At 64.3% G+C, this 26,574-nt stretch carries 26 protein-coding genes and 1 riboswitch; of the genes, 8 read left to right on the forward strand and 18 right to left on the reverse strand.

Translation table 11 applies throughout. The features are described from left to right. The first annotated feature begins 124 nt into the window (after positions 1–124). Both AB0O87_RS01620 and AB0O87_RS01625 read left to right on the forward strand, forming a co-directional pair. Positions 125–799 (forward strand): TVP38/TMEM64 family protein, encoded by a 675-nt coding sequence (locus AB0O87_RS01620; RefSeq protein WP_363511094.1) that lies wholly within the window; start codon positions 125–127, stop codon positions 797–799. Then, entirely contained in the window at positions 796–1,419 is a 624-nt protein-coding gene (locus AB0O87_RS01625) for a CDP-alcohol phosphatidyltransferase family protein (RefSeq protein WP_363511096.1), read from the forward strand. Before AB0O87_RS01620 ends, AB0O87_RS01625 begins: the two co-directional genes overlap by 4 nt. Here the strand turns inward: AB0O87_RS01625 and AB0O87_RS01630 are convergent. Next, positions 1,394–2,836 carry an FAD-dependent oxidoreductase gene (locus AB0O87_RS01630; protein ID WP_363511098.1) on the reverse strand — a complete coding sequence of 481 codons (1,443 nt, stop codon included), beginning with the start codon at positions 2,834–2,836 and terminating at the stop codon, positions 1,394–1,396. The genes AB0O87_RS01625 and AB0O87_RS01630 overlap by 26 nt on opposite strands. An 82-nt stretch (positions 2,837–2,918) precedes the next feature. Here AB0O87_RS01630 and AB0O87_RS01635 point away from each other — a divergent pair, with 82 nt between their 5' ends. Next, entirely contained in the window at positions 2,919–3,650 is a 732-nt protein-coding gene (locus AB0O87_RS01635) for a flavodoxin family protein (RefSeq protein WP_363511100.1), read from the forward strand. Then, positions 3,647–4,297 (forward strand): methyltransferase domain-containing protein, encoded by a 651-nt coding sequence (locus AB0O87_RS01640; RefSeq protein ID WP_363511102.1) that lies wholly within the window; start codon positions 3,647–3,649, stop codon positions 4,295–4,297. Before AB0O87_RS01635 ends, AB0O87_RS01640 begins: the two co-directional genes overlap by 4 nt. Positions 4,298–4,304: 7 nt before the next feature. On the opposite strand, the gene AB0O87_RS01645 is transcribed toward AB0O87_RS01640, so the two are convergent. From AB0O87_RS01645 to AB0O87_RS01655, 3 genes are all read right to left on the reverse strand, one after another. Beyond that, positions 4,305–5,084 carry an energy-coupling factor transporter transmembrane component T gene (locus AB0O87_RS01645; RefSeq protein ID WP_363511104.1) on the reverse strand — a complete coding sequence of 260 codons (780 nt, stop codon included), beginning with the start codon at positions 5,082–5,084 and terminating at the stop codon, positions 4,305–4,307. Next, positions 5,081–6,532, reverse strand: coding sequence for an ABC transporter ATP-binding protein (locus AB0O87_RS01650; protein ID WP_363511106.1), 1,452 nt, complete (start codon positions 6,530–6,532; stop codon positions 5,081–5,083). The genes AB0O87_RS01645 and AB0O87_RS01650 overlap by 4 nt, the downstream gene beginning before the upstream one ends. Positions 6,533–6,534: 2 nt before the next feature. Then, complete coding sequence (locus AB0O87_RS01655; RefSeq protein ID WP_363511108.1) at positions 6,535–7,182, reverse strand: ECF transporter S component; 648 nt, start codon at positions 7,180–7,182, stop codon at positions 6,535–6,537. After that, positions 7,173–7,284, reverse strand: a riboswitch (TPP riboswitch). Its footprint overlaps the gene before it by 10 nt. Positions 7,285–7,364: 80 nt before the next feature. Between AB0O87_RS01655 and AB0O87_RS01660 the strand changes: the two genes are divergently transcribed. After that, entirely contained in the window at positions 7,365–8,960 is a 1,596-nt protein-coding gene (locus AB0O87_RS01660; RefSeq protein WP_363511109.1) for a D-alanyl-D-alanine carboxypeptidase, read from the forward strand. A 53-nt stretch (positions 8,961–9,013) separates the two neighbouring features. On the opposite strand, the gene AB0O87_RS01665 is transcribed toward AB0O87_RS01660, so the two are convergent. The 3 genes from AB0O87_RS01665 to AB0O87_RS01675 all read right to left on the reverse strand — a co-directional run bounded on the left by AB0O87_RS01665 (position 9,014) and on the right by AB0O87_RS01675 (position 14,390). After that, on the reverse strand, positions 9,014–11,323 hold the full coding sequence (locus AB0O87_RS01665) for an ABC transporter transmembrane domain-containing protein (RefSeq protein WP_363511111.1): 2,310 nt from the start codon (positions 11,321–11,323) through the stop codon (positions 9,014–9,016). Then, a complete protein-coding gene (locus tag AB0O87_RS01670; RefSeq protein WP_363511113.1) occupies positions 11,320–13,047 on the reverse strand; it encodes an ABC transporter ATP-binding protein in 1,728 nt (575 codons plus the stop codon). Before AB0O87_RS01670 ends, AB0O87_RS01665 begins: the two co-directional genes overlap by 4 nt. A 281-nt stretch (positions 13,048–13,328) precedes the next feature. Beyond that, positions 13,329–14,390, reverse strand: coding sequence for an enoyl-CoA hydratase/isomerase family protein (locus AB0O87_RS01675; protein WP_363511115.1), 1,062 nt, complete (start codon positions 14,388–14,390; stop codon positions 13,329–13,331). Between the two features lie 113 nt (positions 14,391–14,503). On the opposite strand from AB0O87_RS01675, the gene AB0O87_RS01680 reads away from it, so the two are divergent. After that, positions 14,504–16,546, forward strand: coding sequence for an ATP-binding cassette domain-containing protein (locus tag AB0O87_RS01680; RefSeq protein WP_363511117.1), 2,043 nt, complete (start codon positions 14,504–14,506; stop codon positions 16,544–16,546). Between the two features lie 79 nt (positions 16,547–16,625). Here the strand turns inward: AB0O87_RS01680 and AB0O87_RS01685 are convergent, their stop codons facing one another. Next, a complete protein-coding gene (locus AB0O87_RS01685; protein ID WP_363511119.1) occupies positions 16,626–17,075 on the reverse strand; it encodes a hypothetical protein in 450 nt (149 codons plus the stop codon). 149 nt (positions 17,076–17,224) lie between these two features. Between AB0O87_RS01685 and AB0O87_RS01690 the strand changes: the two genes are divergently transcribed. Continuing rightward, positions 17,225–17,557 (forward strand): SdpI family protein, encoded by a 333-nt coding sequence (locus tag AB0O87_RS01690; RefSeq protein WP_363511121.1) that lies wholly within the window; start codon positions 17,225–17,227, stop codon positions 17,555–17,557. Here the strand turns inward: AB0O87_RS01690 and AB0O87_RS01695 are convergent. The 10 genes from AB0O87_RS01695 to AB0O87_RS01740 all read right to left on the reverse strand — a co-directional run bounded on the left by AB0O87_RS01695 (position 17,541) and on the right by AB0O87_RS01740 (position 25,601). Next, complete coding sequence (locus AB0O87_RS01695) at positions 17,541–18,869, reverse strand: glutamate-1-semialdehyde 2,1-aminomutase (RefSeq protein WP_363511123.1); 1,329 nt, start codon at positions 18,867–18,869, stop codon at positions 17,541–17,543. The two genes, AB0O87_RS01690 and AB0O87_RS01695, sit on opposite strands and share 17 nt — an antisense overlap. Before the next feature lie 9 nt (positions 18,870–18,878). Then, positions 18,879–19,880 (reverse strand): porphobilinogen synthase, encoded by a 1,002-nt coding sequence (gene hemB / locus AB0O87_RS01700; protein ID WP_363511125.1) that lies wholly within the window; start codon positions 19,878–19,880, stop codon positions 18,879–18,881. Then, entirely contained in the window at positions 19,877–20,674 is a 798-nt protein-coding gene (locus AB0O87_RS01705; RefSeq protein ID WP_363511127.1) for a uroporphyrinogen-III synthase, read from the reverse strand. Before AB0O87_RS01705 ends, hemB begins: the two co-directional genes overlap by 4 nt. After that, entirely contained in the window at positions 20,671–21,666 is a 996-nt protein-coding gene (gene hemC, locus AB0O87_RS01710; RefSeq protein WP_363511129.1) for a hydroxymethylbilane synthase, read from the reverse strand. Before hemC ends, AB0O87_RS01705 begins: the two co-directional genes overlap by 4 nt. Positions 21,667–21,671: 5 nt before the next feature. Further along, complete coding sequence (hemQ, locus tag AB0O87_RS01715) at positions 21,672–22,352, reverse strand: hydrogen peroxide-dependent heme synthase (protein WP_363511131.1); 681 nt, start codon at positions 22,350–22,352, stop codon at positions 21,672–21,674. Positions 22,353–22,432: 80 nt separating this feature from the next. Continuing rightward, positions 22,433–22,705 (reverse strand): hypothetical protein, encoded by a 273-nt coding sequence (locus tag AB0O87_RS01720; RefSeq protein ID WP_363511133.1) that lies wholly within the window; start codon positions 22,703–22,705, stop codon positions 22,433–22,435. Next, positions 22,692–23,099, reverse strand: coding sequence for a phage holin family protein (locus AB0O87_RS01725; protein WP_363511135.1), 408 nt, complete (start codon positions 23,097–23,099; stop codon positions 22,692–22,694). The genes AB0O87_RS01720 and AB0O87_RS01725 overlap by 14 nt, the downstream gene beginning before the upstream one ends. Before the next feature lies 1 nt (position 23,100). Continuing rightward, positions 23,101–23,553: a hypothetical protein gene (locus AB0O87_RS01730; RefSeq protein WP_363511137.1), complete on the reverse strand. Its 453-nt coding sequence runs from the start codon at positions 23,551–23,553 to the stop codon at positions 23,101–23,103. Positions 23,554–23,700: 147 nt separating this feature from the next. Then, positions 23,701–25,242, reverse strand: a complete 1,542-nt coding sequence (hemG, locus tag AB0O87_RS01735) for a protoporphyrinogen oxidase (protein WP_363511139.1) — start codon at positions 25,240–25,242, stop codon at positions 23,701–23,703. After that, positions 25,239–25,601, reverse strand: a complete 363-nt coding sequence (locus AB0O87_RS01740) for a metalloregulator ArsR/SmtB family transcription factor (protein WP_363511141.1) — start codon at positions 25,599–25,601, stop codon at positions 25,239–25,241. The genes hemG and AB0O87_RS01740 overlap by 4 nt, the downstream gene beginning before the upstream one ends. Before the next feature lie 67 nt (positions 25,602–25,668). Here AB0O87_RS01740 and AB0O87_RS01745 point away from each other — a divergent pair, with 67 nt between their 5' ends. Then, the gene (locus AB0O87_RS01745; RefSeq protein WP_363511143.1) at positions 25,669–26,571 is read left to right on the forward strand and encodes an NAD(P)H-binding protein; all 903 of its coding nucleotides are present in this window, start codon (positions 25,669–25,671) and stop codon (positions 26,569–26,571) included. The last annotated feature ends 3 nt before the right edge of the window (positions 26,572–26,574 follow it).

Below are 26,574 nucleotides of genomic sequence, written 5' to 3' on the forward strand. Positions count from 1 at the left end.
CGAAGCCGAAGACGGCCTGCGTGGGGGAATCGACCTCCTGAACCTAAAAGTAACCGTATTGCCACTAGTCCGTTGGTGATCTCCCGCACAGATGAGGGGTGGTTCCGGTGGCTACGCTCAAGTCATGAGAGTTTTCCGGGATCGAAAAGTTCGGCGCGCCGCGCTTCTCGTCGTCTTTCTTGCTCTCGCCGTGGTGGTGGCCTTGACGGTGCCCCTCCCTGACGTCGACGAAGTGCGTGCGGTCGCGATGGACATCGGGCCGTGGGCGATCGTCGGTTTCGCGGCGCTCTACGCCGTGCTGACCTTGGTGCCCCTCCCGACAAGCGTCCTGACGATCGCTGCCGGACTGCTCTGGGGTTTCCCCCTCGGCTTCGCTGCGGTGTACGTCGGCGCTGTGACCGGTGCGCTTGGTGGGTTTGCGATCAGTCGCTGGTTGGGCCGCGAGGCGATTGAACGCCTCACCGGAGCACGAGTGGCAAAGGTCGACAAAGCACTGGGAGACCACGGGCTTTCGGCGGTGATCGTGGCGCGGCTGGTGCCGGTCATCCCGTTCACGCTCCTGAATTACACAGTCGGGCTCACCTCGGTGAAGTTTCGTCACTACTTTCTCGGCACCGCCATCGGAATCATCCCCGGATCAGCGGCTTACACCGCCGTCGGCGCCTATGGTTTCGAGCTGGACTGGCCGTTCTTCGTGGCGGTCGCCGTTCTCGGCGTGATGACGGTCGGGGGTGGCGTCTACGCCGCCAGGTTCCGTCGACGCACGCAGACCCCGGAGCCTGTCGGAGCGCCGGAATGATCGATGTGCAGATGCGCCGCGTCGTGGATGGGCCGATCACCGGCCTCGCCAGAGCGGTTGATGTGCACTGGATCTCCCCCAACCGACTGACACTGATTGGCCTCGTGATCGGGCTCGCCAGCGCGGGCTTTGCGGCCACGCAGCTGTGGATCCCCGCACTGATCGCCTGGCTGATCTCCCGCGTTTTCGATGGCCTAGACGGCGCGCTCGCTCGCCGCCGCAGAGCGGGAGCAGAGCCCAGCAGCGAGGTCGGCGGATTCCTCGACATCATGGCCGACTTCATCGTCTACGGGGCAGGCGTGATGGGTGTTGCTATCGGCGCGACCGCCGCGTTCGATGCGCCGTGGTGGCCGTTCCTGCTGGTGTTGCTGGCGTATTACTTGAACGGAACGGCGTTCTTGGCCTTCTCCTCGATCGCCGAGCGCACGGGACGCCGCATCGAAGACGGCAGATCGCTCTCGTTCCTTGGGCGCATCGCCGAGGGCACGGAGACCATCGCCGTTCACGCGATCTGGTTGCTCATTCCCGCGCACGCCTGGCAGATCGCGGTCGGGTGGGCGATCTTGGTGTTCATCAGCGCGGCGCAGCGCATTGTCAGCGCCGTCCGAATCCTCCGCTGACCCAGTCATTCATCCTCAGCATCTGCCGACGTGCTCCCCTGAGGGTTTGCACGGCGAAGGAGATCCCCCCGCCATTGAGGCGGTTTTTGACGTCGACGACCGCCGCATTCCAAAAGGCATCGGTGTAGGTGGGGTACGGGTGGATGGTGCCTGCGATGTCGCCGGTGTTGAGCTTCTGCTTCACCGCGAGCGACACTTCGCCGATCGTCTCACCGGCACGAGGACTGACGATGGTGCCGCCGAGGATGCGTCCGCTTTTATCGACGACGATTCGGGAATAGCCGTCCATCGCGTTCTCTGCGATCGCCCTGTCGGCGTGCTCGTGATGCCAGGTGACGACACGATGCTTTTCGGGATCGGCATCGGCCGCCTGCAAGCCCACTGCCGCTACCTCTGGCGACGTAAAAGTGGCGCGCGGCACCACGGCGCGCTGCGTCTTTCTGCGTAGTCCGAGAATCGCGTTACTGCCGGCGACGCTGCCGTCCATGCCTGCGGTGTGGGTGAACATCGGCGGACCGGTGACGTCGCCCGCTGCCCAGATGCGTGGGTTGGTTGTTTGTGCAGCCGCATCCACCAAGACGAAGCCCTTAGCGTCGGTTCGTACCCCCGCACGACTCAAGTCCAGAGCATCGGTGTCGGCGGAACGCCCGAGCGCTGCCAGCAGCACGTCGAACGGAACTTCACTTCCGTCATCGAGCGTCAGCACACCGGCAGATTCTTCGCCCTGACGCACGTAGACGGCTGTGCGCCCAGTGCGCACGTCGACGCCGTCTCGCACCATCGCGGCCTGCACGATGGCCGAAGCCTCGGGCTCTTCCTTCGGGAGAATGCGGGAACTGCGCTGCACAATCGTCACCGCAGAACCCAGCCGCGCCATCGCGTGTCCCAGCTCACTGCCGACCGTCCCCCCGCCGAGCACCACCATGCGTGCGGGGAGTTCTGTGATCTCCCAGAAGTCTTCCGTGGTGTGGATGTGCACCGACTCTGCCCCCTCGAGATCGGGGACAACGGGTGAGGTGCCAGTGGTGATGACCGCCTGCTGAAACGCGACCTCGACTCCGTCAACATCCATCGTGCGCCGGGAGGTGAAGCGGGCGTGCCCCTTCATCACCGCCACACCGGCTTCTTGCAGAGCCTCGGCCGAGTCCGTCGGCGCGATGGTGCCGATCGCCCGCTGCACCGAGGCGTGCGCGTGTGCGAAGGCCTCCTGCCCTGTGCGGCCGCCTGCGGCGGAAGAGATCAGAGTCTTGGAGGGAACACAGCCGGTCCACAGGCAGTCGCCACCGAGTCGACCGCTTTCTACGAGGAGCACGCGTGCCCCGAATCCTGCGGCTGCCTTGCTCGCGACGAGCCCGGCGCTTCCGCCACCGACAACGACAAGATCCCACGGCTCTGCCGCCTGCGACTGCTTCTCCATGAGGCAACTCTAGGCACCGCTGCTTTGCAGAACGGTGACCGAGCACACAGAGCGCTAAGACGCGCAGGGGTAGCGTGAAGGTATGAACAGCCAGCCGAATCCCCCCGCAAAGTACGACGACCTGCGCGCTGTGTTCGTCAACTGCACCCTCAAGCCCAGCCCAGAGACCAGCAACACGCAGGGCCTCATGGATCACAGCATCGCGCTGATGCGTGCCCAGGGCGTGACGGTCGACAGCATCCGGTTCATCGACCACGATGTCGCGACCGGCGTCTACCCCGACATGCGCGAGCACGGGTGGGAGAACGATGCCTGGCCTGAGGATATCTGGCCGAAGATTGCTGACGCCGACATTCTCGTCATCGGCGGACCCATCTGGCTGGGAGACAACTCGTCGATCACCCGCAAGCTCATCGAGCGTCTGTACGCCATGAGTGGCCTCATGAACGACAAGGGGCAGTACGTCTTCTACGGCAAAGCAGGAGGCGCGATCATCACCGGCAACGAAGATGGCGTGAAGCACTGCGCGATGTCGATCCTCTACAGCATGCAGCACATCGGATACACGGTGCCGCCAGCGGCAGACTCTGGCTGGATCGGTGCGATCGGACCGGGACCGAGCTACCTCGATGAGGACTCAGGTGGTCCGGAGAACGACTTCACCAACCGCAACACCACTTTCATGACGTGGAATCTGCTGCACACTGCCCGCCGCCTGAAAGACGCCGGAGGGATCCCCGCCTACGGCAACGTCAAGGGAGCATGGAGCGAAGGCGAACACTTCGGGTACGACGCTAATCCCGAATACCGATGAAGAAGCGGACGCCGTATACAAGCGGCGCACGGATGTATGACGTGGTCTCTGGTGAGCCGGTTTACCGGCCTGGACGCGTGGCAGGCATCAGCATGCTCGGCCTCGAACTCGGCGATGTGGTGCTCGATCTGGGGTGCGGAACCGGCCTCAACTTCGAGCTGTTGCGTGCGGCCGTCGGTCCGTACGGTCAGGTCATCGGGCTCGACCGTAGCCAAGAAATGCTCTCGGTCGCGCAACGGCGCATCGACAACAACGGCTGGAACAATGTCTCGCTCGTGCAGGCAGACGCGACAGCTTTTACTCTCGATGACCTCCCCGCCGAGCGGATCGATGCGGTGCTGGCCACCTATTCGCTCAGCGTGGTAGATGATCCAGCCGCCGCATGGGAGCGCGCACGCGCCGTGATCAGAAAGACAGAGCGCGTGTGCGGCACCGTGCGTCCCGGCGGGAAGGCCGCGGTCGTCGACATGCAACGACCAAGCGGTGCGGCTCGTGTCTTCACCCCGATCGTCGAAGCGGTCTGCAAGTTCGGTCACGCCGACCTTGACGCCAGGCCCTGGACGATGCTGTTGCGTGATGGCCGCGACTTGCGTTTCCAAAGCCTGCGCGGCGGCCACATCCAGGTCGTCGCCGGGGTGCTCGGCTAACGCGCCGTTAGCTCCAGACGAAGCGGAAGGTACCGGCGGCCACCGCAGCGGCGAGGGCGAGCGTCATGATTGCCATGCCGCCGATCAGTGCCACCGCGTCGCGCGGATGCAGCCGCGAAGGCCGTGCCCACGTGCGAGGAATGTCGGAACCAAACCCACGCGCCTCCATCGCGATAGCGAGCTTGGAGCCGCGCCGCACGGCGAACACCAACAGCACGAAGGCCATCGAGAAGAACCGTCGCAACACCCCGCGATCCCCCACGCCGCGCGCACGACGGGCCAGGCCCATCGTGCGCCAGTCGTCGAGGAACAGGCCAAGCATCCTGGTGCCTGCAAGGATTCCGAGCACAAAACGACTGGGCAGCTTGGCGACCTGCGCGAGCGCATCGGCGAGCTCTGTCGGGTCGGTTCCCCCGAAAAGCAGAATCGTCGGTAATCCGAGAGCAATCACGCGCAGGCTCACCGCAATCGCCAGCGTGATGGAGTCTTCACTAATCGTCGCGAAGCCGAACGTCCAGTAGATGCGCCCGGCCGGCTCGGCATACAACAGCATGCTGACGCCAGCGATCGGGGCGAAGATCACGATCGGCAGCAGCCTTTTGAGCACCGTCGTGAGCCGCAGTCCGGTCAACGGCAGGCAGAGCAGTTGAAGCGCGATCGCCGCCAGCGCGCTCGTGATGTCGATGGACGCAAACAGCGGCACAGAAAGCAGCAGCGCAAGCACCAGCTTCGTCACCGGGTTGACGCCATCGAGCCACACATTCCGCGCCGTCTCGGTCGTCGTCATGATGTCGCCCCCAGCGCGATGCGCTGACCACCCAGATGCCGAATAACGTCGTCGTCGTGGGTGACAGCGATAATCGACCGACCGCGCGTGATCTCTTCCTGCAGCAACGCGACGAGCGAGATCCATCCGCGGCGGTCCTGACCAAAAGTTGGCTCGTCGAGCACGATCACTTCCGGCGCACCCGCGAGCACCGTGGCAACCGAAAGTCGCCGTTTCTGCCCTCCGGAGAGCGTGAAGGGGTTCGCGAGTGCGAGCGCAGCAAGGCCGAGGCGATCGAGCAGGTCGTCGACAACGCCCGCTGTTTTCACCGCATCCCACCCGAGCGCACGCGGGCCGACGGCGAGCTCATCCCTGAGCGTCTGGGTGAGGAACTGGTGCTCCGGTTCTTGAAACACCATGCCGATGCGGGTGAGGAGTTCTCGCGAGGTCCAGCGGATCGGGCGGGTGCCTTTGCGTCCCGCAAGCTCCGTTGCCGAACGCACCTCCCCCGCGTGCTCAGGAATGAGCCCTGCGAGGGTGAGTGCGAGCGTCGATTTGCCCGCACCATTAGGCCCGGTGATGACGGTCGCGTTCGCGCGCGGCACTTCCAGCTCCAGCCCCGATTGCACGACGACGCCCGATTCTCTCGCAATCGAGAGACGAGAAGCAGTGAGCGCAGCTGGCGCAGTCACGCGTTCCAGCACAGGCAGTTCGACGCCACGATGCGGCACCCACACCCCTGCATCGGCGAGCGCATCTCCGTGTTCGGCGAACACTCGCTCTGGCGCACCATCGGCGAGGAGACCACCGTCGGCGGCGAGCACGATCACGCGCGTCATGAGGTCGACCCACACCGGAGTGCGGTGCTCGACGACGATCAGCGTCGCCCCTGTTGTCTCAACAGCCTGCTCGACACTCGCGCGCACCTCGCGCACCCCATCGGGATCAAGGTTCGCAGTCGGCTCATCAAGCAACAACAGACCCGGACGCATCGCCAGCACGCCAGCCAGGACCAGACGCTGCTTCTGTCCGCCGGAGAGAGCTTTGGTGGCGCGTTGCAGTGGAACATTCAGTCCGACAGCGTCGAGCGCCTCCGCCACACGACCGGGGATTTCGTCCGCCGCGACACCAAGGTTCTCGCACCCGAAGGCGACATCATCGCCCACCTTCGACAGCACGATGCCCGCGTCCGGATCTTGCAGCACCAATCCCACCTGACCGTGACGCGACTCGGGTGCTGCGCCGTCGATCGAGAGCGAGCCAGTGCGCTCGCCTTCGTCGTCATCGCCCAACACCCCAGCGAGCCCGGCCAGCAACGTCGACTTGCCTGCGCCAGAAGCGCCGAGAAGCAGCACCCGCTCGCCTGGCTCGATGGTGAACGTGACGTCGGCGACAGCGGGTTTCTTACGACCGGCGTACCGCCACCCCCAGCCCGCAGCCTGCACGCGGGCCGGGGCGGCGAAACTCATCTTCAGACCTCGCGTACGTGCTCTCGCCCGACGGCGAAGCGGTTCAGCGCACCAGTGACGGCGAGCGCACGCACGAGCAACCAGCCGACCACGCCAGCCAGAATCGCACCGGAGACAACGACACTGACCAAGTAGATGGTGTTGAACTCCACCGACTTCAAGATGTTGGGCGAGCTGCCGTAGAAAAGCTCGAATACCCAGGCGGCGACGGCCGCTCCGACACCCGCAAGCGCTGCCACGGCGATACCGAATCGACGGTAGAAGAAGAGGGCGAAGATGAGCTCAGCCCCCAAGCCCTGCACCAGACCGGAGAGCACGGTGGAGACGCCCCACACATTGCCAATCAGCATCGATACGATCGCCGCGACAAGTTCGACGACGAGCGCGGCACCCGGCTTGCGAATCACCAGGCCACCGACGACACCGCCGAGTAGCCAGATTCCGACAGCGATTCCGCCGAGGCCTGGGGTCAGGGCATCTGCCGCACCGAACCAGGCGTAGCCGATGGTGTTCCAGCCCCAGAACACCAGACCGATCGCGACACCGAGAACGGCCGCGACGACGATGTCGACGACCCGCCAACGCCAGACGCGCGGTGTTTGTGCGCCCTTCGCGGTGCTGGGGGCAGACGTGGATGTAGACGTACTCATCTGAACTCCTCCCTGCGCTGGCATTACCCAGATCAGGTTCGACGGTCGAAGCGCGAATCGCTCCCTCTCAGCCCGGCTCGCCGGACTCCCGTGGTTGTGTGAAAGAGCTTACCGGCTGGCGACACTCCGGCGCGACGGACGGCAGGGCGCGCAACACGCCGGGAATTAGGTACCGTAAGCAAGTGACCGCTTCACCCCCCGCCGACGACACGACCGCGCTCGCCGACGCCGACGTGGCTCCCGACGCCGACGCTGAGGCCGACACAGAGACCGACACAGAGACCGACACAGAGGCAACCGCAGAAGCCGATGCAGAGGCAGAGGCAGAGGCAGATGCAGAGGCAGATGCAGAGGCAGATGCAGAGGCAGATGCAGCAGGTGCTGACGCTGACGCTGACGCTGACGAAGCAGAGTGGGCTGATGAGAAGACTCCTGCCACGGCGCTGACCTGGGTCGATCCTGCGGCGATTGCCGAGCACACGCCTCCCGCGTCAATAGACGCGAAGTCGAGAAGAGAGCAGGCGGGGAATCTGTTGCAGGGTGCACCGCTGCGGCCAGCAATCACTCGTCCTGGCATTTTGGTGCCGCTCGCGACGTTGGTCGGAATCTTCGTTGCCTATACGGGCTCGACAATGCTCTGGCCGCTGCACGAGGTGGCACCAACGGTGCAGTCCGTCGAGTTCGAAACTGTTCCGGCCGCTGCGTCAACCATCACGTGGCCGACCGAAGGCAGTGCCGCAGCTGGCATCGCTGGACTGAGCACCGCCGCGTCGACCACCGAACAGGTCAGTATCGCCAGCATTACCAAAGTCGTCAGCGCCCTGATGGTGCTGGACCGGATGCCGCTCGCGTTGGGCGAGCAGGGCCCGGAGTTCACCTTCGACTACGGCGACAGTGTGGAGTACTGGGACTATCGGCGAAACAACGAGTCCGCCCTCGATGTGCCAGTAGACGGCGTGCTGACTGAGTACCAACTGTTGCAGGGAACCCTCATGGGCTCTGCCAACAACTACATCGACAGGCTCGTTTCCGAGATCTGGGGAGCCGACTGGGAGTTCGCTGCCGCCGCCGATATCTGGCTGAGCGAACGTGGCCTGTCCGACATCACGGTGGTGACGCCCTCTGGTTTTGACGAGCGCAACGTGGCGACCCCTGCGGCGCTGATCGCTCTCGGAGAGCGCGCGATGCAGAATCCTGTTTTTGCCGAGATCGTTGGCACGGTCTCCGTCGACCTTCCCGGTGCTGGCACTGTGGTGAACACCAACGAAATGCTGACCACAGACCCCGGCGTCGTTGGCATCAAGACGGGCACACTGGTGGGCTGGAACCTCCTCGCCGCGAAAGACCTGACCGTGGGCGAAACCACCGTGAACCTTTTCGCCGCATCGTTGAACCAAGCAGACAACGACCAGCGCCTGGCCCTCACCCGCTCACTCTTTGCCCAGTTGGAAGCTGCACTTGAGGCGCAGGAACCTGCCGTCCCCGCTGGCACGGTCGTGGGGCAGGTGACCACAATCTGGGGCGAAGAGGTCGACGTCGTCACCGATGCAGACGCCAACGTGGTGCTGTGGAATGGCGCTTCTGCGACAGCGGCGACAGCCTTCGACCTCGGCGACGAGCGCGAAGCGAACGCCGCAGTGGGCGAGCTCACGGCGGACGGTCCGATCGACACCACCACCATTCCTTTGGTGCTGGCGGAAGACGTCGAGGGCCCCGGCGCCTGGTGGCGCTTCACGCACCCCCTCGAACTTCTCGGAATCGCCACCGACCTCTCCTGACACAAATCGCCCCACCCTGGATGATCAGGATGGGGCGATTTCTCGTGCAGGAGTCAGTCGCGCTGCTCCGCTGGCTCTGCATCCTCCAGCACAACCGGGGTCGTACCGGTGAGCGCATCTTCTGCATCGATGTCGGTAGCCGCCTGCTCGAACTGCGACTGGTAGAGCCGCCAGTAGGCGCCCTGCGCGGCGATCAACTCGTCGTGCGTGCCCTTTTCTACGATGTCTCCGCTTTCCATCACCAGGATGAGGTCGGCATCGCGGATGGTCGACAACCGGTGCGCAATCACGAACGACGTGCGACCTTCGCGGAGCGCGGCCATCGCCTGCTGCAACAGCAGCTCGGTGCGGGTGTCTACCGCCGATGTCGCCTCATCGAGGATGAGGATCGACGGCTGCGCAACGAACGCCCTGGCGATCGTGACGAGCTGACGCTCACCCGCCGACACGTTCGACGCTTCTTCGTCGAGCACCGTGTCGTATCCCTCAGGAAGGGCGTGCACAAACCGATCGACATACGTCGCCTCGGCAGCGGCAAGCACCTCTTGATCAGTCGCAGACGAGCGGCCGTAGCGGATGTTCTCTCGAATGCTTCCCGCAAACAGCCACGGGTCCTGCAGCACCATGCCGGTGCGTGAGCGCAGGTCGTCGCGGGTGATCTCCGAGATGTCTTGGCCATCGAGCATGATGCGTCCGCCGCTGAGCTCGTAGAAGCGCATGATCAGGTTTACGAGGGTGGTCTTACCCGCGCCCGTCGGACCGACAATCGCGACGGTCTGCCCCGGCTTCACCCGGAACGAGAGGTCTTTGATCAACGGGCGATCCGGCGTGTAAGAGAAGGCCACGTTCTCGAACTCGATGACCCCATGACCGTCAGTGATCTCTGGGGCATCTGCGGCGTCTGGGTCTTGCTCGTCAGCGTCGAGGAGTCCGAAGACCCGCTCGGCCGATGCCGTGCCAGACTGCACGACTGCAGCCATACCGCCCAGCTCAGACAGCGGCTGCGTGAACTGCTGCGAGTACTGGATGAATGCCTGCACGTCGCCGAGGCGAAGCTGGCCGCTCGCCACCATCAGTCCGCCGAGCACGGCGATACCCACGTAGGTGAGGCTGCCGATGAAAGTCATCGCCGGCATGATGATGCCGGAGAGGAACTGTGCCTTGAAGCTCGCCTGGTAGAGCTCTTCGTTCTCGTCGTTGAACCTGTCGAGCGCATCCTGCTCACGCCCGAAGACCTTCACCAGCGCGTGACCTGAGAAAGCCTCCTCGACGCGGGCATTGAGACGGCCAACCTTGCGCCACTGCGTTCCGAATGCCTTCTGCGAGCGCGGACCGATCACCCCGAAGATCACACCCATAAGAGGCAGAGCGACGAGGGCGACGAGGGCGAGCTGCCATGAGATCGAGAACATCATCACCAGCACACCGACCACCGTCAGCACCGATGTCAGCGCGCCGGAGAGCGACTGCTGCATCGTTTGCGTGATGTTGTCGATGTCGTTGGTGACGCGCGAGATCAGCTCGCCACGCTGCACCTTGTCGAAGTAAGCCAGCGGTAGGCGGTTGATCTTCGCCTCGACCGATTCACGCAGTCGCCACATGGTGCGGACCATGATGATGTTGATGACGAACCCCTGAATCCAGCTCAGGAAAGAGGCTGCCACGTAGATGGCGAGCACGGCGGCGATCACCCAGCGCAGAGATTCAAAGTTGACGCCGTCGCCGACCTGGAACTCTCCCAGCGCGCCGACCTGGTTTGCGAAATCTGTCTCACCAGCGCTGCGGAGCTGCTCGACAACCACGTCTTGCGACGTGCCGACGGGGAAGCCGGGGAAAGTGTCGTTCGGCTGGCCGAGCTGGATGGAGATGAACCCCTTGTAGACGATGTTCGTCGCCTCTGCCAGCACCTTCGGCGCGGCAACGGTGAGCACCACTCCGAGCGCTCCGAGGATCGACACAAACACGAACCACACCGCTGAGGGCTTCAAGAGTCCGATCATGCGACCGAAGCTCTTGCCGAAGTTGTCGGCCTTGCCTGGCGCGACGCTGTCCCAGTCGCCGGAGTTCTGACGCGCCTGCTCTGCGAGCTCGGCTTCGTATTTCTCCTCTTCGGTCAGCTGAGGCTCCAGAACTGCCGCCCCCTTGCGCCCGCGCTTCCGCTTAGCACCGGAGCCAACAGCACCCTCGGTCCCTGAGCCAACAGCACCCTCGGTCCCTGAGCCAACAGCACCCTCGGTCCCTGAGCCAACAGCACCCTCGGTCCCTGAGCCTGCAGCACCCTCGGTCCCTGAGCCAACAGCGCCCTCGGTCCCTGAGCCTGCAGCACCCTCGGTCCCTGAGCCTGTCGAAGGGTCCTTGCTCATGCGTCCACCCCCAACTGTGACTCGACGATTTCTCGGTAGGTGTCGCTCGTTTCCAGCAACTCTTCGTGGGTACCGACGCCGACCATGCGACCTCCATCGAGCACCACGATGCGGTTGGCATCGGTGATGGTCGAAACGCGCTGGGCGACGACGATCTTCGTGACGTGTGGCAATTCGCGCCACAGTGCTTGCCGTAGTCGTGCATCTGTTGTGAGGTCGAGCGCCGAGAACGAGTCGTCGAACACCAGAATGTGCGGCTGATGCACGATCGCGCGGGCGATTGCCAAGCGCTGGCGCTGTCCGCCAGACACGTTGGTGCCGCCCTGCGAGATGCGAGACTCGAGCCCATCCGGCATCTCTTCCACGAAGTCGCGCCCCTGTGCGATCTCCAGCGCGTGCCAGAGTTCTTCGTCTGTGGCGTCTTCTCGTCCGTACCGCAGGTTCGAAGCGACGGTGCCTGTGAAAAGGAACGGACGCTGCGGCACGAGTCCGATGCCAGCCCACAGTGCCTCAACATCGGCGTCGCGCACGTCGGTGCCGCTGACATGGACGGCTCCGCCCGAGACATCGAACAGCCGAGGAATGAGGGAGACGAGCGTCGTTTTGCCTGAGCCTGTCGATCCGACGATGGCGACGGTTTCACCGGGCTGCGCGCCGAAGCTGATGCCAGAAAGTACGGGTGCTTCTGCGCCGGGGTAGGTGAACTCGACGTCGTCAAAGGCGACCGCCCCTGGAGCGGGGAACTCCGTGACGCCGCTCTCTGGGCGAACCAAGGAGGATTCGGAGTCAAGTACCTCGCCGATGCGCTCGGCAGAGACGGCGGCGCGCGGAATCATCATCGCCATGAAGCTCGCCATGATGACGCCGCCCATGATCTGTCCGATGTACTGCATGAAAGCGAACAGAGTGCCGACCTGCACTGTGCCGTTGTTCACTTCGATGCCACCGAACCAGATCACCGCCACGACGGTCACGTTGAGGATGAGCATGAAGAGGGGGAACAGCAGCACGAACAGCGAGCCGACCTTGCGGCCGACGACCATGATGTCGGTGTTGGCGCCACGGAATCGCTCTTCTTCGATGCGCTCGCGCACGAACGCTCGCACCACTCGCACTCCGGTGAGCTGCTCACGCATGATGCGGTTTACCGCGTCGAGTTTGCCCTGGTAGCTGCGGAACAGCGGCACCATGCGGCTGACCACGATCGCCGCCAGGATGAGCAGCAGAGGCACAGCCACGGCGATAAGCCAGCTCAGTCCCACATTGGTCTGCACGGCGAAGATGATGCCGCCGATGGCAAGAAGCGGCGCGGTGATGAGCATCGTCGCGCCCATCATCGCCAGCATCTGCACCTGCTGCACGTCGTTCGTGTTGCGTGTGATCAAGGATCCTGCGCCGAACTGCGACACTTCGCGTTCGGAGAATCCGCTGACCTTGCCAAAGACATCCGCACGGATGTCGCGACCGGCACTCATTGCGGCGCGGGCCGCGAAATAGGTGGCGATCACTGCGGCGATGATCTGCCCGAGTGACACGGCAAGCATGAACATGCCGGTGCGCATGATGTAGTCGGTGTCGCCCTGAGCGACACCCTTGTCGATGATGTCGGCGTTCAGGCGTGGCAGGTAGAGAGTCGCGGCGACGCTGGAGAGCTGGAACACCAGCACAGCGACCAGCCACCACTTATACCGAGTGAGGTAGCGGAGGAGAATTTTTCCCAGCACAGGCAGACTTTCTAGGAAGGGTGAAGCGGCTGATTTCTCGGCGAACGGATGCCGACCGACAATCGGCCACAACATAGAGTGCCACGAACTAAAGACATTCGGATCCCTCGCGAGTATGACCTTCGCTCACAGCGCACTCTTGCATCCGTGCGCCGCCCTGCATCCAGGTCATCCGTCGGGAGCTTTCGTCCCAATGCCCGCACCGAGCCAAAATCTCCCGACAGCCGTGCATTCTCCCGACAAGTGGACGCGGGGTGGGACGGAAGGGACGGACGTGCGGGTCAGAAGAGGGGGGCCTGGGGGACGTAGTCGCGGGCGGGCGCACCGGCGTCCGACGTGAGTTCGGCCAGCGTGGGCGGACTCCACTTCGGGTTGCGGTCTTTGTCGACCAGCTGCGCACGAATTCCCTCGACGAGGTCAGGATGCTCGTTCACAAACCAGAGCACCCTGCGGTATTCCCCTTCGAGCGCCGCGCGCAGACCAGAGGAAGCGCGCGCCTCTCGCACGGCATCCAGCGTCACGGCGAGCCCTGTCGGGGCGAGTTCGGCCAGCAGATCGGCGGCAGCAGCGGCTTCTGTCGACCCCAACGCCTGCAGCCGATCGACGATTTCGCTCACCGTGTCGGCAGCGAATGCCTCATCGATCCACTCTCTCGATGCGGGCAGCTGCGATGGTTCAGGCGTCTCGTCGAAGAGCAACACAATCTCGCTCGGCCCCGTGGGGTCGGCGCGGAAGGCGAGGGCTTCGCGCAGCGCCTCCAGGTTCTCTGAGGGAACGAAGTGGTCGGCGAAGCCCAGATAGAGCGCGTCTGCGCCGTTCATCGCGGCTCCGGTCAGCCCGAAGTACTCCCCGAACCGGCCGGGCGCCCGACCGAGCAACCATGTGCCGCCGACGTCTGGGGTGAAACCGATGCGGGTCTCCGGCATCGCCAACTGAGAACGCTCGGTAACGATGCGAATAGCGGCGTGCCCTGCGAGTCCGATGCCACCACCCATCGTGATGCCGTCGGCGAAAGCGACAACGGGCTTCGGGTACTCCGCGATCATGGCGTTCAGCGCGTACTCCGCGCGAAAGAACTCGACCGTTTGCTCTGCATGCCCTGCGACAATCTGCCCGTGCAGCGCACGCACGTCGCCACCCGCGCACATGCCCCGTTCACCCGCACCGTCAATCAGCACAATCTGGACGTCTGTGTTGTCGCGCCACGCAGCCAATGTGTCGATGAGAATCTCGATCATCTCGGCGTTGAGAGCGTTGATGGCTTCCGGCCGATTGAGTGTGAGTCGGCCCAGTGCCCCCTCGGTGCGGACAAGGACTCGGGGTGAAGCAGCAGAATCGGTCACGCGTGCCAGGCTACCCCCTCGACGCAGGCGGTAGTTCGGCGCTAAATGCGGGGTCCGACGGGGTTTTCAGGCAGGATAGGGAGGAACTGTTCAAATGCGACGAGAGGTCACGGATGCCTGAAGGACAGGTGCTCGAGTTCACGCACGTGACGAAGCGCTTTAACGAGGTGACCGCGGTCTCCGACTTCTCGGCGCGCGTCGAGCCGGGCGCCGTTACCGCGTTCCTTGGCCCGAACGGAGCTGGCAAGACAACGACGCTGCGCATTCTGCTTGGTCAGATGCGCGCAGCCTCCGGCACGGCAACGATCGGCGGCGTCCCCTACGCAGACCTCCGTCAGCCGTTGCGCACCATCGGTTCTGTGCTGGAAGAGACGGTTTACCGTCCGCGCCGCACAGCAGAGCGTCAGCTGACGATTGCCGCCAAGGCGAACGGTATTCCGCTCTCGCGCGTGAACGAGGTGCTCTCGCTGGTTGGCCTCGAAGGCGAAGGAAGCTCCCGGATCGGCGGCTTCTCGCTCGGCATGCGCCAGCGTCTCAGCGTCGCCCACGCTTTGCTTGGCGACCCCGGCGCCCTCGTCTTTGACGAACCAGCCAACGGTCTAGACCCCGAAGGAATCCGCTGGATTCGCCTCCTAATGCGTCGGCTTGCCGATGAGGGGCGCACTGTGCTCGTTTCCTCGCACGTCCTCAGTGAGGTCGAGCAGGTCGCCGACAACGTACTCGTGTTGTCTAAAGGACAGCTTGTGCTCGCCAGCGACATCGGAACCCTCGCCGATCCGAAGGGCGGGTCAGTGATTGTGGACGCCGAGGATCGCGGCGCCCTCCGCTCCGCACTCTCGGCGAAGGGATTCGACATTGAGGTGCTGCGCTCAGGGCTCACCGTGCGCGGTGGCGATGCGGGAACCGTCGGTGCAGTGGCCGCCGAAGCCGGCATCGCGCTGAGCACCCTCGTGCAGCGCGGCCCGACGCTGGAAGACGTCTTCATTGACGTGATGCGTGGCGGCAGGCTCGTCCAGAGCGCAGAAGCCGCGCCGCTCGCCGCACCCGTTGCCGTCGCACCCGTTGAGGCAGTTCCCGAAGAGGTAACTCCCGAAGATGTAACTCCCGAAGATGCAGTTCCCGTCGAGGAGGCAACTCCCGTCGAGGCGACTCCCGATGACGTGGCCCCCGGTGACGCTCCCGCGCCGGAGGCACCTGAGGAGGCGTCGACAGACGAAGAGACAGCAGTCGCAGATTCCACGCAGTCGTTCGATGACATTCTCTTCGGCGGCGCTACTCCGGTCGCAGCCGTGGCCGCAACTCCGGTCGAGAATGAGGCTTCCTTCCTGGGCGCCGAGGCACCGGCGAAAGATGCTGCCGAAGCATCATCCGAGGTATCTGAAGAGGTATCGCCCGAGGCACCTGACGAGCACTCCCCCGAGGCTGTGACCGTCAGCAACCACGCCGAGGCTGTCGCTTCTGAAGAGGTCGCCCCGGCAGAGGTCGCAACCGAGGAACACTCCTCTGAAGAGCCGGCATCTGAAGAACCGGCATCTGAAGAACCGGCATCTGAAGAACCGCCAGCTGAGGGCCCCTCAGCCGAAGGTGATGCCTCAGACGACGAAGCAGATTCCGAAGAAGGTAGCGGTCTCGAGATCTTCGCAGTCCTCGACGAGCCCTCCGACTCTGACGATTCAGCTGAAGAGGGAGCAGATGCAGAGGAAGTAGATCCGCGCGCAGCCGCGGTCAGCTCGATGCTTGCTGCCGCAGCCCGCGCCTACTACGAAGACGAGCCGCGTGACTACCCGCTGAGCACTGAGGGTCCTGCAACAACTGAGGGTCCTGCAACAGAAGAAGCAGCCGCTGCCACCCAGGACTCCCACTGGAGCGTCGCCTCCACCGGTGTGATCGAGACTGTGCCACACGCAGAGCCACACGCAGAGCCAGAAGCAGAGCCAACAGATGACGCGTCTGAGGTCTCCGACGACGAGAGCGCCAGCACCGAGAACACCGATGCAGACGCTGAACACCACGAGCACGAAGGTGAACACCACCACGAAGGTGAACACCACCACGAAGGTGAACACCACCACGAAGGTGAACACCACGAGCACGAAGGTGAACACCACGAGCACGAAGGTGAACACCACCACGATGGCGAGCACCACCAGCACTGAGCGGTTTCGCTGACACGAACGCCCTCCGAACCTTTAGGTCTCGGAGGGCGTTCTGCGTTTCAGGTCAGGATCGTTCAGGTCACGCTGGTCGGGGCCTGATGACGGGGCGTCTACTGCCCTTCACGATAGGGATCGGCGATGTCGCTACGATCTCTTCGACGCTGGCTGGCTCGGTCGATACGTCCAAACGCAGCGCTTGCGTGAGAGCGAGCCCATTCTGCGTGGTGAAAATGAGGCGGCGATATTGCTCATCGCCCTCAAGGTCGATGACGACGCTGGGGCGGCGGCGGCGGATCAGCACGAAGTCGAGGCTGCCCGCTGCCTTCCAACTACCGGCGGCCAGTACCCCTGGAATGTGTGTTCCCGGGTTCGGGACTCCGCGAAGCCAGGTCCAGGCATCATCGGTCAACTGCACCTTGGTGATTGTTTCGCGTGCGATCCGCAGATTGTCCCGATGGAACGTTGCGGCTCGTTCGATCGGCGAAAGCACTATCTCTAGTTGCGTCTGGTCCAGCAACAACGTCACCATGTCTCCCAGTCTGCCAGCGCTGTCCTGCCAGTTGTCTGGAAGTTGCTCACAGGAACGCAACGATCCGATTGTCGAGACGCACCAATCGACTCCAGCGCTGGTGTGATCGCAGCTCTGTGGTGCGCCTGGTCGCCGTTTATACTCGCCCCATGGTTGTCATCGTCACGGTCGTTCCGGTCGTGCTGCTGCTTACCGCGGTGCTGGTGTCATTGGCTGGCAGCAAGCATCTGCCGCGAAACCGCCTCGCTGGCATCCGCACTCACGCGACGATGAAGAGCGACGCCGCTTGGACGGCCGCACACCGCTCAGCCGCCCCAACTGTGTGGATCGGAGCGGTCACCAGCACCACAGCAGCCGTGATCGCTCTACTCAGCGGTCAGCCAGCGATCTCGCTCATCGGGTGGGCGCTCGTGCTGATTTTCCTTGCGACCGCGGTCGTGGCCCTCACCAGGGCGGATCGACGAGCTAGGCGCGTGGAGTAGCGGCCGCCGCGGCCTTAGCCGCAGCAGGAAGCGCCGCTTCGATCCGCTGCAACTCTTCTTCCCCGTGCGCTGCCGTCAGGAACCAGGCTTCGAAAACGCTGGGCGGCAGAGCCACTCCCTGCTCTCGCAGCGAGTGGAAGAAGGGGGCGTAGCGGAACGTATCTTGCGCTTGCGCGTCGGCATAGGTCTGCGGCGCCGTGGCGCGGAACGATGCGCTGAAAAGGCTGCCCGCTGTGGCGATGGCGTGGGTGACCCCAGCCGCCGTTAGTGCCGCGTCCAGTGCTCCAGAGACGCGCAGAGACGCCGCGTCGACCTTCGCGTACACCTCGGGTGTCGCCAGCCGCAGCGTCGCGAGCCCAGCGGCGACCGAGAGCGGATTCCCCGAAAGAGTACCCGCCTGATAGACCGGGCCAACAGGGGCAAGCATGTCCATCACATCCGCACGCCCGCCGAGGGCAGCCAAAGGCATTCCGCCACCCACAACCTTGCCGAACGTGAAGATATCGGGCACGTAGTCTTCGCCCGCTTCCGCCTGCAGTCCCCAGAAACCGGCGGGGTGCACGCGGAAGCCGGTGAGCACCTCATCGATGATCATCAGCGCACCATGTGCATGTGCGGTGTCGGCAATCAGGCGGTTAAAGCCGGGTGCAGGGGGCACGACCCCCATGTTCGCTGCCGAGGCTTCGACAATCACCGCGGCGATTCGGGGGCCGTGCTCGGCGAACACCGCAGCGAGCGCCTCCGGATCGTTGTAGCCGATGACGAGCGTCTGCGCGGCGATAGGGGCAGGCACACCCGCTGAGCCGGGAAGTGCCAGCGTGGCGACTCCCGATCCCGCTTCGGCAAGAAGTCCGTCTGAATGACCGTGGTAGTGCCCGGCAAACTTCACCAGCAGGTCGCGACCGGTGGCACCGCGCGCAAGACGGATCGCCGTCATCGTCGCCTCTGTGCCGGTGGAGACCAGACGCACGCGTTCGACAGGTCGCACGTCACCGAACCGCACGCGCTCCGCGATGAGCTCTGCGAGTTCCACCTCGCCCTCGGTAGGAGCACCGAACGAGAGTCCGCGCGTCGCAGCCTCCTGCACGGCTGCGATAACCTCCGGATGCGCGTGGCCGAGCAACGCCGGACCCCACGACGCGACGAGGTCTACATACTCGTCGCCTGCCACATCGGTGACCATCGCGCCCCGCGCAGAGGCAAGGAAGCGCGGGGTACCGCCGACGGAACCGTAAGCCCGCACCGGCGAGTTCACCCCACCGGGGATCACCGCACGAGCAGCGGAAAACAGGTCGTCATTGCGGTCGGTCATGAATACTCCTCAGTCGCGCAACCAGCGGGCTGCTTCCGTCGCCCAGTACGTCAGCACCGCATCTGCCCCCGCACGGCGGATGGAGAGCAGGGATTCGAGTACGGCAGCGCGTCGGTCGATCCAGCCGTTTGCTCCTGCGGCCTCGATCATCGCGTACTCACCAGATACTTGATACGCCCACACCGGCACGCTCACGGTGTCTCGCACCTCTCGCAGCACGTCAAGGAAGGCCATCGCTGGTTTGACCATGACGATGTCTGCACCTTCGGCCTCATCGACGACCGCTTCGCGGACGCCTTCTCGGCGGTTGCCAGGATCAAGTTGGTACGTGCGGCGGTCGCCCTGGAGCTGCGAGTCGACGGCCTCGCGGAACGGGCCGTAGAACGCGCTGGCGTACTTCGCGGCGTATGCGAGCAGAAGCGTGTCTGTGAAGCCTTCGGCGTCGAGAGCGGCACGCACGACGGCCACTTGGCCGTCCATCATCCCGGACAGTCCCAGCAGCTGCGATCCGGCCCGAGCCTGGGCGAGAGCCATCGAGGCGTAACGATCGAGGGTGGCATCGTTGTCGACTCTGACCTGCCCTGAGCCTGCAGAGGAGTCATCTGCAGCGAGCACGCCGCAGTGACCGTGGTCGGTGAACTCATCCAGGCACAGATCGGTTTGCACCACGAGCGCATCACCCACCTCGGCGGCCAGCGCTTCTGTCGCCACGTTCAAGATGCCCTGGGGGTCATCTGCCCCAGAGCCTCGTGCATCACGCACCGCGGGAACGCCGAACAACATCACACCACCGACGCCAGCCTCTGCTGCCTCCGCTGCCGCTGCGCGCAGCGAATCAAGTGAGTGCTGGGCGACTCCGGGCATCGAGCCGATCGGCACTGGCTCCGTAAGACCTTCGCGAACGAAAAGCGGAAGCACAAGCTGCCGCGGCTGCAACGAAGTCTCCCGCACCAGGTCGCGCACGGCCGGGGACTGTCTCAGCCGCCGCAACCGAATGTCGGGAAAACTCACGGTGCGTACTCGTCAGCCGCGTGCGGAAGTGTGAAGTGCGAAACAGCCTCGATCAACGCGTCGACTGTCTGCCGGTCGGCGACCACAGACACCGGGAGTCCGGCGAGCTGTGCATCTCGCGCCGTGCGCGGTCCGATGGCGGCCAGCAGCGTCTCGTCGGGGATAACAGGGAACTGCTCGCGCACCTGAGTAGCTACCGAACCACTGGTGATGAGAATGGCGTTTATACGACCGTTTTCAACATCGCGGCGAATGCGATCTGTCACCGGCACACCGACGGTGCGATAGGCGACGACACCGTGCACATCGTGCCCTGCCTCCGAGAGGAGCCTGCTGAGAACGGGCTTTGCGATCTCACTACGCAGAGCCAAAATGCGACGAGGTTGATTCTCCAGCGCGATGAGCTGCTGCGCCATGCCCTCTGCAGAGTTGTCTTGCTCAGGGACCAAAGCCACCTCGTAGCCGACCGCTTGCAACGCCGTGGCAGTTGTTTCACCGACAGCAGCAATCTTGGTCGAGCGTGGAATCACTGCGCGGTGCGCAAAAAGCACATCCACGGTGGTGGCACTCGTGACGGTCAGCCAGTCGAACTCCCCGGCTGCCAGCTGCGCCAGCGCGGTGTCGAGGGTGGCCTGGTCTGTCGTCGGCGCAAAGTTGATGAGCGGCGCGACCACGGGCACAGCACCAAGGGTGCGCAGGCTCGCGGCGACGCTGTCGCCCCAGGGCCCGCCACGGGGCACAAGAATGCGCCAGCCGTCGAGCGGTCGGTCCTGCTTGATTTCGGGTGTCGTCATAAAGATTGCTCTCGGGGTACGAGTTCGGCCGCCCCTTGTTCGAGCAACCGACGGGCAACAGTGAAACCGAGCTCGCGCGCTGCGTGCATCGGGTCTGCACCATCGGCAGCATCTGCATCGTTGCCACTGCCGTTCCGACGAATATACTCCCCGTTCAGCACCTCGGTGACGTCGAGGCCGATCCGACGCCCGCCATCCGCGGCGTAAACAACGGTTCTGACACGCACCGAAGAGCCCTCAACCACGGCGTGCGCCGCCATCGGGGCCTGGCACCCGGCGTCTAGACCCGCCAGGATCGCCCGCTCCACTGTGATGGCCAGGCGCGTGCTTTCGTCGTCAAGGCTGGCCAGCGCCGCATGCAGGTCTGCCGGAGCGTCTTGCCTGGTCTCCACAGCCAACGAACCCTGTCCTGGCGCTGTGGGCCACTCGGCGAGGCCGAGCTCTTCGCGTTGGAGCGGCGGTTGAGCGTCAAGACGGGAAAGTCCGGCCGCCGCGAGGATCACTGCGTCCAGCTCGCCCGAGACGACTCGCGCGAGGCGTGAATCGACGTTGCCGCGAATATCGACAACCTGGGCACCGGGTGCGCGTCTACCCACCTGGGCGATGCGGCGGGGCGACCCCGTTCCAACTGTGCTGCCAGAGCGCAACTCATGCAGTGGCACTCCGTCGCGGGTGAGGACCACGTCGCGCGCATCTTCCCGCTTCGGTGTGGCCGCGATAGTGAGGCCTTCGGGGATAGCCGTCGGCAGGTCTTTGAGCGAGTGCACCAAAAAGTCGCACTCGCCGGCGAACAGCGCCTCACGAAGACGAGTGGCGAAAATTCCCTGACCACCGATCTCGGAGAGAGACGCACGGTTCGTGTCGCCCTCACTGGTGATCGGCACAAGCTCAACCCGCCGACCGGAGATCTTCTCCAGTGCGGCGGCAACATGACCCGACTGCGCCTGCGCGAGCGCGCTGCGACGGGTACCCAGACGAATGGGAGTGCTCATATCGATTACTGCAAGACGTCCGCGATCTCGTCGAAGCGAAGTCTGCGCCCTGTGTAGAAGGGCACCTCTTCCTTCACGTAGAGGCGCGCCTCGGTGTAGCGAAGATCGCGCATCAAGTCGACGAGATCGGTGAGTTCATCAGCCTCAAGCGGCAGCAGCCACTCGTAGTCGCCGAGCGCAAACGAGGCGACGGTGTTGGCAAGGACGCCGGTAAACGCGGCTCCTCGTCGTCCGTGGTCTGCGAGCATCTTGCGACGCTCGTCTTCGGGAGCGAGGTACCACTCCGGCGTGCGCACGAACGGGTAGAGGCACAGCCAGTCCTTCGGCTCGACGCCTCGAAGGAACCCGGGAACATGGGCGCGGTTGAACTCCGCATCGCGGTGCACCCCCATCACGTTCCACACGGGAAGAAGAGTGCGCAACAGCTCAGTGCGACGAAGACGACGCAGCGCCTTCTGCAGTTCTTCTGCCGTCTCGCCGTGCAGCCAGACCATGAGGTCGGCGTCTGCCTTCAGACCAGAGACGTCGTAGAACCCGCGCACTGTCACGCCAGAGTCTTCGATGTAGGAGACGATCGTCTCTAGCTCGGTCGACTCCGTCTCGGTGACAGGAACGTCAGGATTGCGGCGCCAGACGGCCCACAGGGTGAAGCCGGACGGGTTCTCATCGCGCTCTTCGGACATCATGCTCCCCAGTCTGCCTCGTTTACGCAGGAGCCGCTAATTGCCCGCGAAAGGCAGTTAGCGGCATCCAGAAAATGTGCGCGTCAGCGCGAAATCGCGCGGGCGATCGCCCACACTGCTCCGCCTACAGCGGCGGCGGCGCCAACGGCAATGACCATCGCGCCCAGTGGGTTGCGGTCGGCGAAGACACGCGCCTTAGCTGCGGCACGCACAGAAGCCTTTTCTACGCGTCGGGGTACGTTGCCCTTGATCTCGATGGCCGCAAGCGCAGCCTTCAACTCGGCACGCGCCGAGGCGACGGGGTCAACGATCCCCGCGGGTACGGCAGTGCGCGGCACCATCTCAGAGTTCGTCATCGCCGGCCTCCTTCACGAGTCGAATGTCTTCAGCAACAGCCTGCGCGGGATTCTGACGAGCGAGTACCTTGCGGAACTTCAGAATGCCCAGCAGCGCGAACAGCAGCACGGCGACGATCAAAATGCCGAAGACGGCGATCGCCGATAGCCACACGGGCCACCACGACGACAGTCCGGCGATCGCGAAGACGAGGATCACTGGCACGGCCCAGAACAGGAAGAACAGGGCGACCAGGAACCACACCGAACCAATACCGGCGTCTTTCGCGGTGCGGGAGACCCATGCCTTTGCGGCATCGATCTCGGCCTTCACGAGCTTGGTAACGAGCTCTGGCAAGTCCCCGAGAAGGGTCAGCAGGCTGTCATCAGCCCGATCACGGTATCCGCGGGGCATCTCAGGCGCCGGACTTCTTGGGGGCGGTCTTGTTTGCCGTCGTGTTTGCGGACGAAGTCTTGGTAGACGTCGACTTCTTCGCAGCAGGCTTCTTTGCGGTGGAGTTCGACGAGCCCGCAGCCTTGGCTGCCTCTACGGCTTCTTCTGTCGCCTCTTCCAAGTCTTCCGCTACTTCCCTGCTGGTAGCGATAGCGGAGTCCAGTCGCTGACCGGGTGTGCCAGAGCCGGTGACCGTCTTTGCCACCTTGACGACTCCCGTCCAGACTGCACCAGGAACGGCCGCGGCCTTATCGCCGACAAAGCCCGAAACTTTGGAAACCTGCTCTTGCACGGGGTCGAGGTTCCAGACCTTCAACCACTGTGTCTTGATCTGCTCGTAGCGCTCTCGCCCGGCACGGGTGCCGAGGACATAGCCAGCGCCGAGTCCGACGACAAGTCCGATCTTCCCCTTCATGGGTGCTCCTCACCTTGTTCCGGTTGTTCCGGCCAGATTCGCCCGGTTGGGTTTGACCGCTGGCAGTGAGCCCTGCGGATCAGGTTCCCAGCGTAGCCCTGTATGCCAATCTCGGCATCTACACGAGAAGGGGTTGACGATAAGCAGTCAGTCCCATAAAAGAGATCTGCGGAGCCGGTCGACCTCTTCACGGGCATCCGGCACGACCTGGGCGAGGCCTGTTCCGGCGAGCCAGGCACCGACCACGGCGAGCGCAGGCACCGCGTGGATCGCCTGGCGAGCACCCGCGCGACGCTCCCCTGCGCCGATCACAGAGGCAGGTTGCGACTGCACGAAGCTGCCGCGATGCGAGGCCACCACCGAGGTTGGCTCGATACTCACACCCAGAAGCGCCTCTGCCTGTCGGCGAGCGAGGTCGAACGCATCATCGTCGCTGATTTCGGCGGTAGCGGCCGGCTCACCCTGCGCCCCGAATGAAACGCGCACGATTTCGCGGGTTCCTGCGGCTTCCCGAACCCACGCCCACTTTGCTGTCGAATGAGTGAGCGCCTTGGCGGTGTGACTCCCTGGCACCGTCAAGACCCCGGTGCCTCGGGGCGCGGATGCGAGCTGCGACCCCTCCAACAGAAGAGTGACGATCTCGACCTCGGGTGCAGAGGTCTCCTCCATCTTGTGCAGCGCGGGGGCGACGCCTGCGAGCAGTGATCGCGCCACCGACTCTGGCGTTGCGACGATGACTGCGTCTGCGATCAACTCTTCTGGCTCAGACTGTTCTGGCTCAAACTGTTCGATCTCGGACGCTTCACCCGCTGGCACCTCGGGCACCTCGGGCTCAATTTCGATGGCCCAGCTCTCGCCCGACCTGCGGAGTGAGCGCACCGGCACCCCCGTGCGTATCTGCGCGCCGAGGGTTGCCAGATCGTCGGCGAGCGCGTCGACGAGCACGCTCATCCCACCACGGAGTCCTTCGACAGCTGCTCCTGGTGCCTTTGCGGGCGCCGAGGGGGTTGCCGCCGAAGATGCTGCTCTATCGCGCAGCTCTTGTACGGCCCCCGACAGTGAGCCCACGCGCGTGAGTGCCGCGTTGAGTCCTGGGGCGGCGACATCAACGTCGACATCTTCGGGGGATGCGGAGTAGACCCCGCTCGTTACCGGCGCGACCAGACGATCGCGCACCTTCGCGCCCATCCGCGACGAGACCAGCTTGCCGAGGCTGAGCTCGTGACCGATAGTGAGCGGCGGACGCACGCGGTCGAGGTATGCGCGCCAGACACCAGGCCACCCGAGAATGCGACGCACGTCGTCTTGAAAAGGGTTGGCGGGGATACCGAGAATCCCGCCGACTGGCATCGGTGCAGCACCCACACCAGGAATACCGGCAAGCCATGCACCACCCGCACGCGGGGCAACAACCTGGTCGGTCAGGCCGAGCTCTTCCAGCAGAGCGCGTACATGCCCGCCACGAGTCGCGTAGCTTTCGGCGCCTGCGTCGAGCACCACACCGTCGAGCTCAACGCGTCGAATCACCCCGCCGAGATTCTCGGATGCTTCCAGCAGCGTCACCCGCATGCCTACCTTCGCGCACTCCCGTGCGGCAACGAGCCCTCCGACACCGCCGCCGACAACGACGACGTGAGTCTCCGCGGCTCGGGCTGCGAGGTCGGACGACTCGGGAAGCTCAGGGGTCATGCCTTCAATTCTCGCACCGAGGGTTCCGGTGAGTCGTCGGATTCTGTCGCACCTCGGCCCCGTTTGCGCACTTCGCGCAGCACGACCTGCTCAGGGCACACCGTGGAAAGAAAGTCGCCCACCGAGAGGGCGAGCCGTTCTCCGACAAGCGAGTACAGAATGCGGTTCGCATCGCGGCGCTCAGTAATAAGCCCCGCCTGGCGAAGAACGCCCAGGTGTCGGGAGATGGTGGGCCCGCTTGCCGAGAACCGCGAGGCGATCTCGCCTGCCGCGAGTTCCCCGTCTTTGAGGTCTTGCAAAATCTGGCGTCGAGTGGGGTGCGCCAACGCCGCAAAGATATCGGTCGCGCTATCTGCCATGTTTGCAATATAGCACTCTTGCTAGATACTCTGTAGCCAGGTAGCTAAAGAGCGAAGGAGAAACGCGATGAGAGTTGCAATCACTGGCGGCACAGGATTCGTCGGCCGCCACCTGGCCGAGCGTCTCGAGAACCCGGTCGTGATCTCGCGACGCAACGGTGTCGAAATCACCGACGTCGACGCCTTGGCCGCCGCGTTCGAAGGGTGCGATGTCGTCGCCCACTGCGCGGGCATCAACCGCGAGATCGGATCCCAAACCTTCCGCCGCGTACACATTGATGGAACGAAGGCGGTGGTGGAAGCCGCCCAGCGCGCTGGCGTGAAGCGCATCGTGCTGATCAGTTTTCTGCGGGCGCGGCCGAACTGCGGCTCCGGTTACCACGAGTCCAAATGGGAGGCGGAGGAGATTGTTCGCGGAGCGGGCATCCCCCACACGATCCTCAAATTCGGAATGATCTACGGACCAGGCGACCACATGGTCAACCACGTAGCGAGAGCGGTGCGGACGGTGCCGCTGTTTTGGACCGTTGGCTACCGGGAACGCACGGCCCGCCCTGTGCCGATCGACGACGCGGTCGACGTGCTCCTCGCCGCGGTCGAGGGACGCATCCCCGAACCCACGATCGCTGTAATGGGCGCGGATGAGATGACGCTGGGTGAGTCCATCCGTCGAATTGCACGGGTCGCCGGCCGTCGCCCTGCCTACTTCCCGATGCCCCCGTGGACGATCCGCGTGCTCGCTCAGCTGACGGAATGGACGATGGTTGTGCCGCTCGTGGCGAAGGCGCAAGCACGGATGCTTGCCGAGGGCGTGAGCGAACCAGCCCCCTACGCGCCGGAGGCGCCGGTAGACATTCGTCCTTCGCGGCAGTTCACTGACGATCGCATTCGTGCAGCTCTCCCCGACGGCCGCTTCGGCTGGGACGATCTGCGGATCGCACACCGGGTGTCAACACGGCGCACGCCCTGATCG

The sequence above is a fragment of the Microbacterium sp. NPDC076768 genome, assembly GCF_040687205.1.
GTDB lineage: Bacteria > Actinomycetota > Actinomycetes > Actinomycetales > Microbacteriaceae > Microbacterium.

What these genes read in the sequence shown, in the direction of transcription:
- AB0O87_RS01725 (WP_363511135.1), bottom strand. Translation starts at nt 23,099, where the DNA reads ATGCCCCGCGGATACCGTGATCGGGCTGATGACAGCCTGCTGACCCTT.
- AB0O87_RS01630 (WP_363511098.1), bottom strand. Translation starts at nt 2,836, where the DNA reads ATGGAGAAGCAGTCGCAGGCGGCAGAGCCGTGGGATCTTGTCGTTGTC.
- AB0O87_RS01655 (WP_363511108.1), bottom strand. Translation starts at nt 7,182, where the DNA reads ATGAGTACGTCTACATCCACGTCTGCCCCCAGCACCGCGAAGGGCGCA.
- AB0O87_RS01695 (WP_363511123.1), bottom strand. Translation starts at nt 18,869, where the DNA reads ATGACCGACCGCAATGACGACCTGTTTTCCGCTGCTCGTGCGGTGATC.
- AB0O87_RS01705 (WP_363511127.1), bottom strand. Translation starts at nt 20,674, where the DNA reads ATGACGACACCCGAAATCAAGCAGGACCGACCGCTCGACGGCTGGCGC.
- AB0O87_RS01720 (WP_363511133.1), bottom strand. Translation starts at nt 22,705, where the DNA reads ATGACGAACTCTGAGATGGTGCCGCGCACTGCCGTACCCGCGGGGATC.
- AB0O87_RS01645 (WP_363511104.1), bottom strand. Translation starts at nt 5,084, where the DNA reads ATGACGACGACCGAGACGGCGCGGAATGTGTGGCTCGATGGCGTCAAC.
- AB0O87_RS01730 (WP_363511137.1), bottom strand. Translation starts at nt 23,553, where the DNA reads ATGAAGGGGAAGATCGGACTTGTCGTCGGACTCGGCGCTGGCTATGTC.
- AB0O87_RS01635 (WP_363511100.1), top strand. Translation starts at nt 2,919, where the DNA reads ATGAACAGCCAGCCGAATCCCCCCGCAAAGTACGACGACCTGCGCGCT.
- hemQ (WP_363511131.1), bottom strand. Translation starts at nt 22,352, where the DNA reads ATGATGTCCGAAGAGCGCGATGAGAACCCGTCCGGCTTCACCCTGTGG.
- AB0O87_RS01745 (WP_363511143.1), top strand. Translation starts at nt 25,669, where the DNA reads ATGAGAGTTGCAATCACTGGCGGCACAGGATTCGTCGGCCGCCACCTG.
- hemC (WP_363511129.1), bottom strand. Translation starts at nt 21,666, where the DNA reads ATGAGCACTCCCATTCGTCTGGGTACCCGTCGCAGCGCGCTCGCGCAG.
- AB0O87_RS01740 (WP_363511141.1), bottom strand. Translation starts at nt 25,601, where the DNA reads ATGGCAGATAGCGCGACCGATATCTTTGCGGCGTTGGCGCACCCCACT.
- AB0O87_RS01665 (WP_363511111.1), bottom strand. Translation starts at nt 11,323, where the DNA reads ATGAGCAAGGACCCTTCGACAGGCTCAGGGACCGAGGGTGCTGCAGGC.
- AB0O87_RS01625 (WP_363511096.1), top strand. Translation starts at nt 796, where the DNA reads ATGATCGATGTGCAGATGCGCCGCGTCGTGGATGGGCCGATCACCGGC.
- hemG (WP_363511139.1), bottom strand. Translation starts at nt 25,242, where the DNA reads ATGACCCCTGAGCTTCCCGAGTCGTCCGACCTCGCAGCCCGAGCCGCG.
- AB0O87_RS01620 (WP_363511094.1), top strand. Translation starts at nt 125, where the DNA reads ATGAGAGTTTTCCGGGATCGAAAAGTTCGGCGCGCCGCGCTTCTCGTC.
- AB0O87_RS01690 (WP_363511121.1), top strand. Translation starts at nt 17,225, where the DNA reads ATGGTTGTCATCGTCACGGTCGTTCCGGTCGTGCTGCTGCTTACCGCG.
- AB0O87_RS01685 (WP_363511119.1), bottom strand. Translation starts at nt 17,075, where the DNA reads ATGGTGACGTTGTTGCTGGACCAGACGCAACTAGAGATAGTGCTTTCG.
- AB0O87_RS01650 (WP_363511106.1), bottom strand. Translation starts at nt 6,532, where the DNA reads ATGAGTTTCGCCGCCCCGGCCCGCGTGCAGGCTGCGGGCTGGGGGTGG.
- AB0O87_RS01640 (WP_363511102.1), top strand. Translation starts at nt 3,647, where the DNA reads ATGAAGAAGCGGACGCCGTATACAAGCGGCGCACGGATGTATGACGTG.
- AB0O87_RS01680 (WP_363511117.1), top strand. Translation starts at nt 14,504, where the DNA reads ATGCCTGAAGGACAGGTGCTCGAGTTCACGCACGTGACGAAGCGCTTT.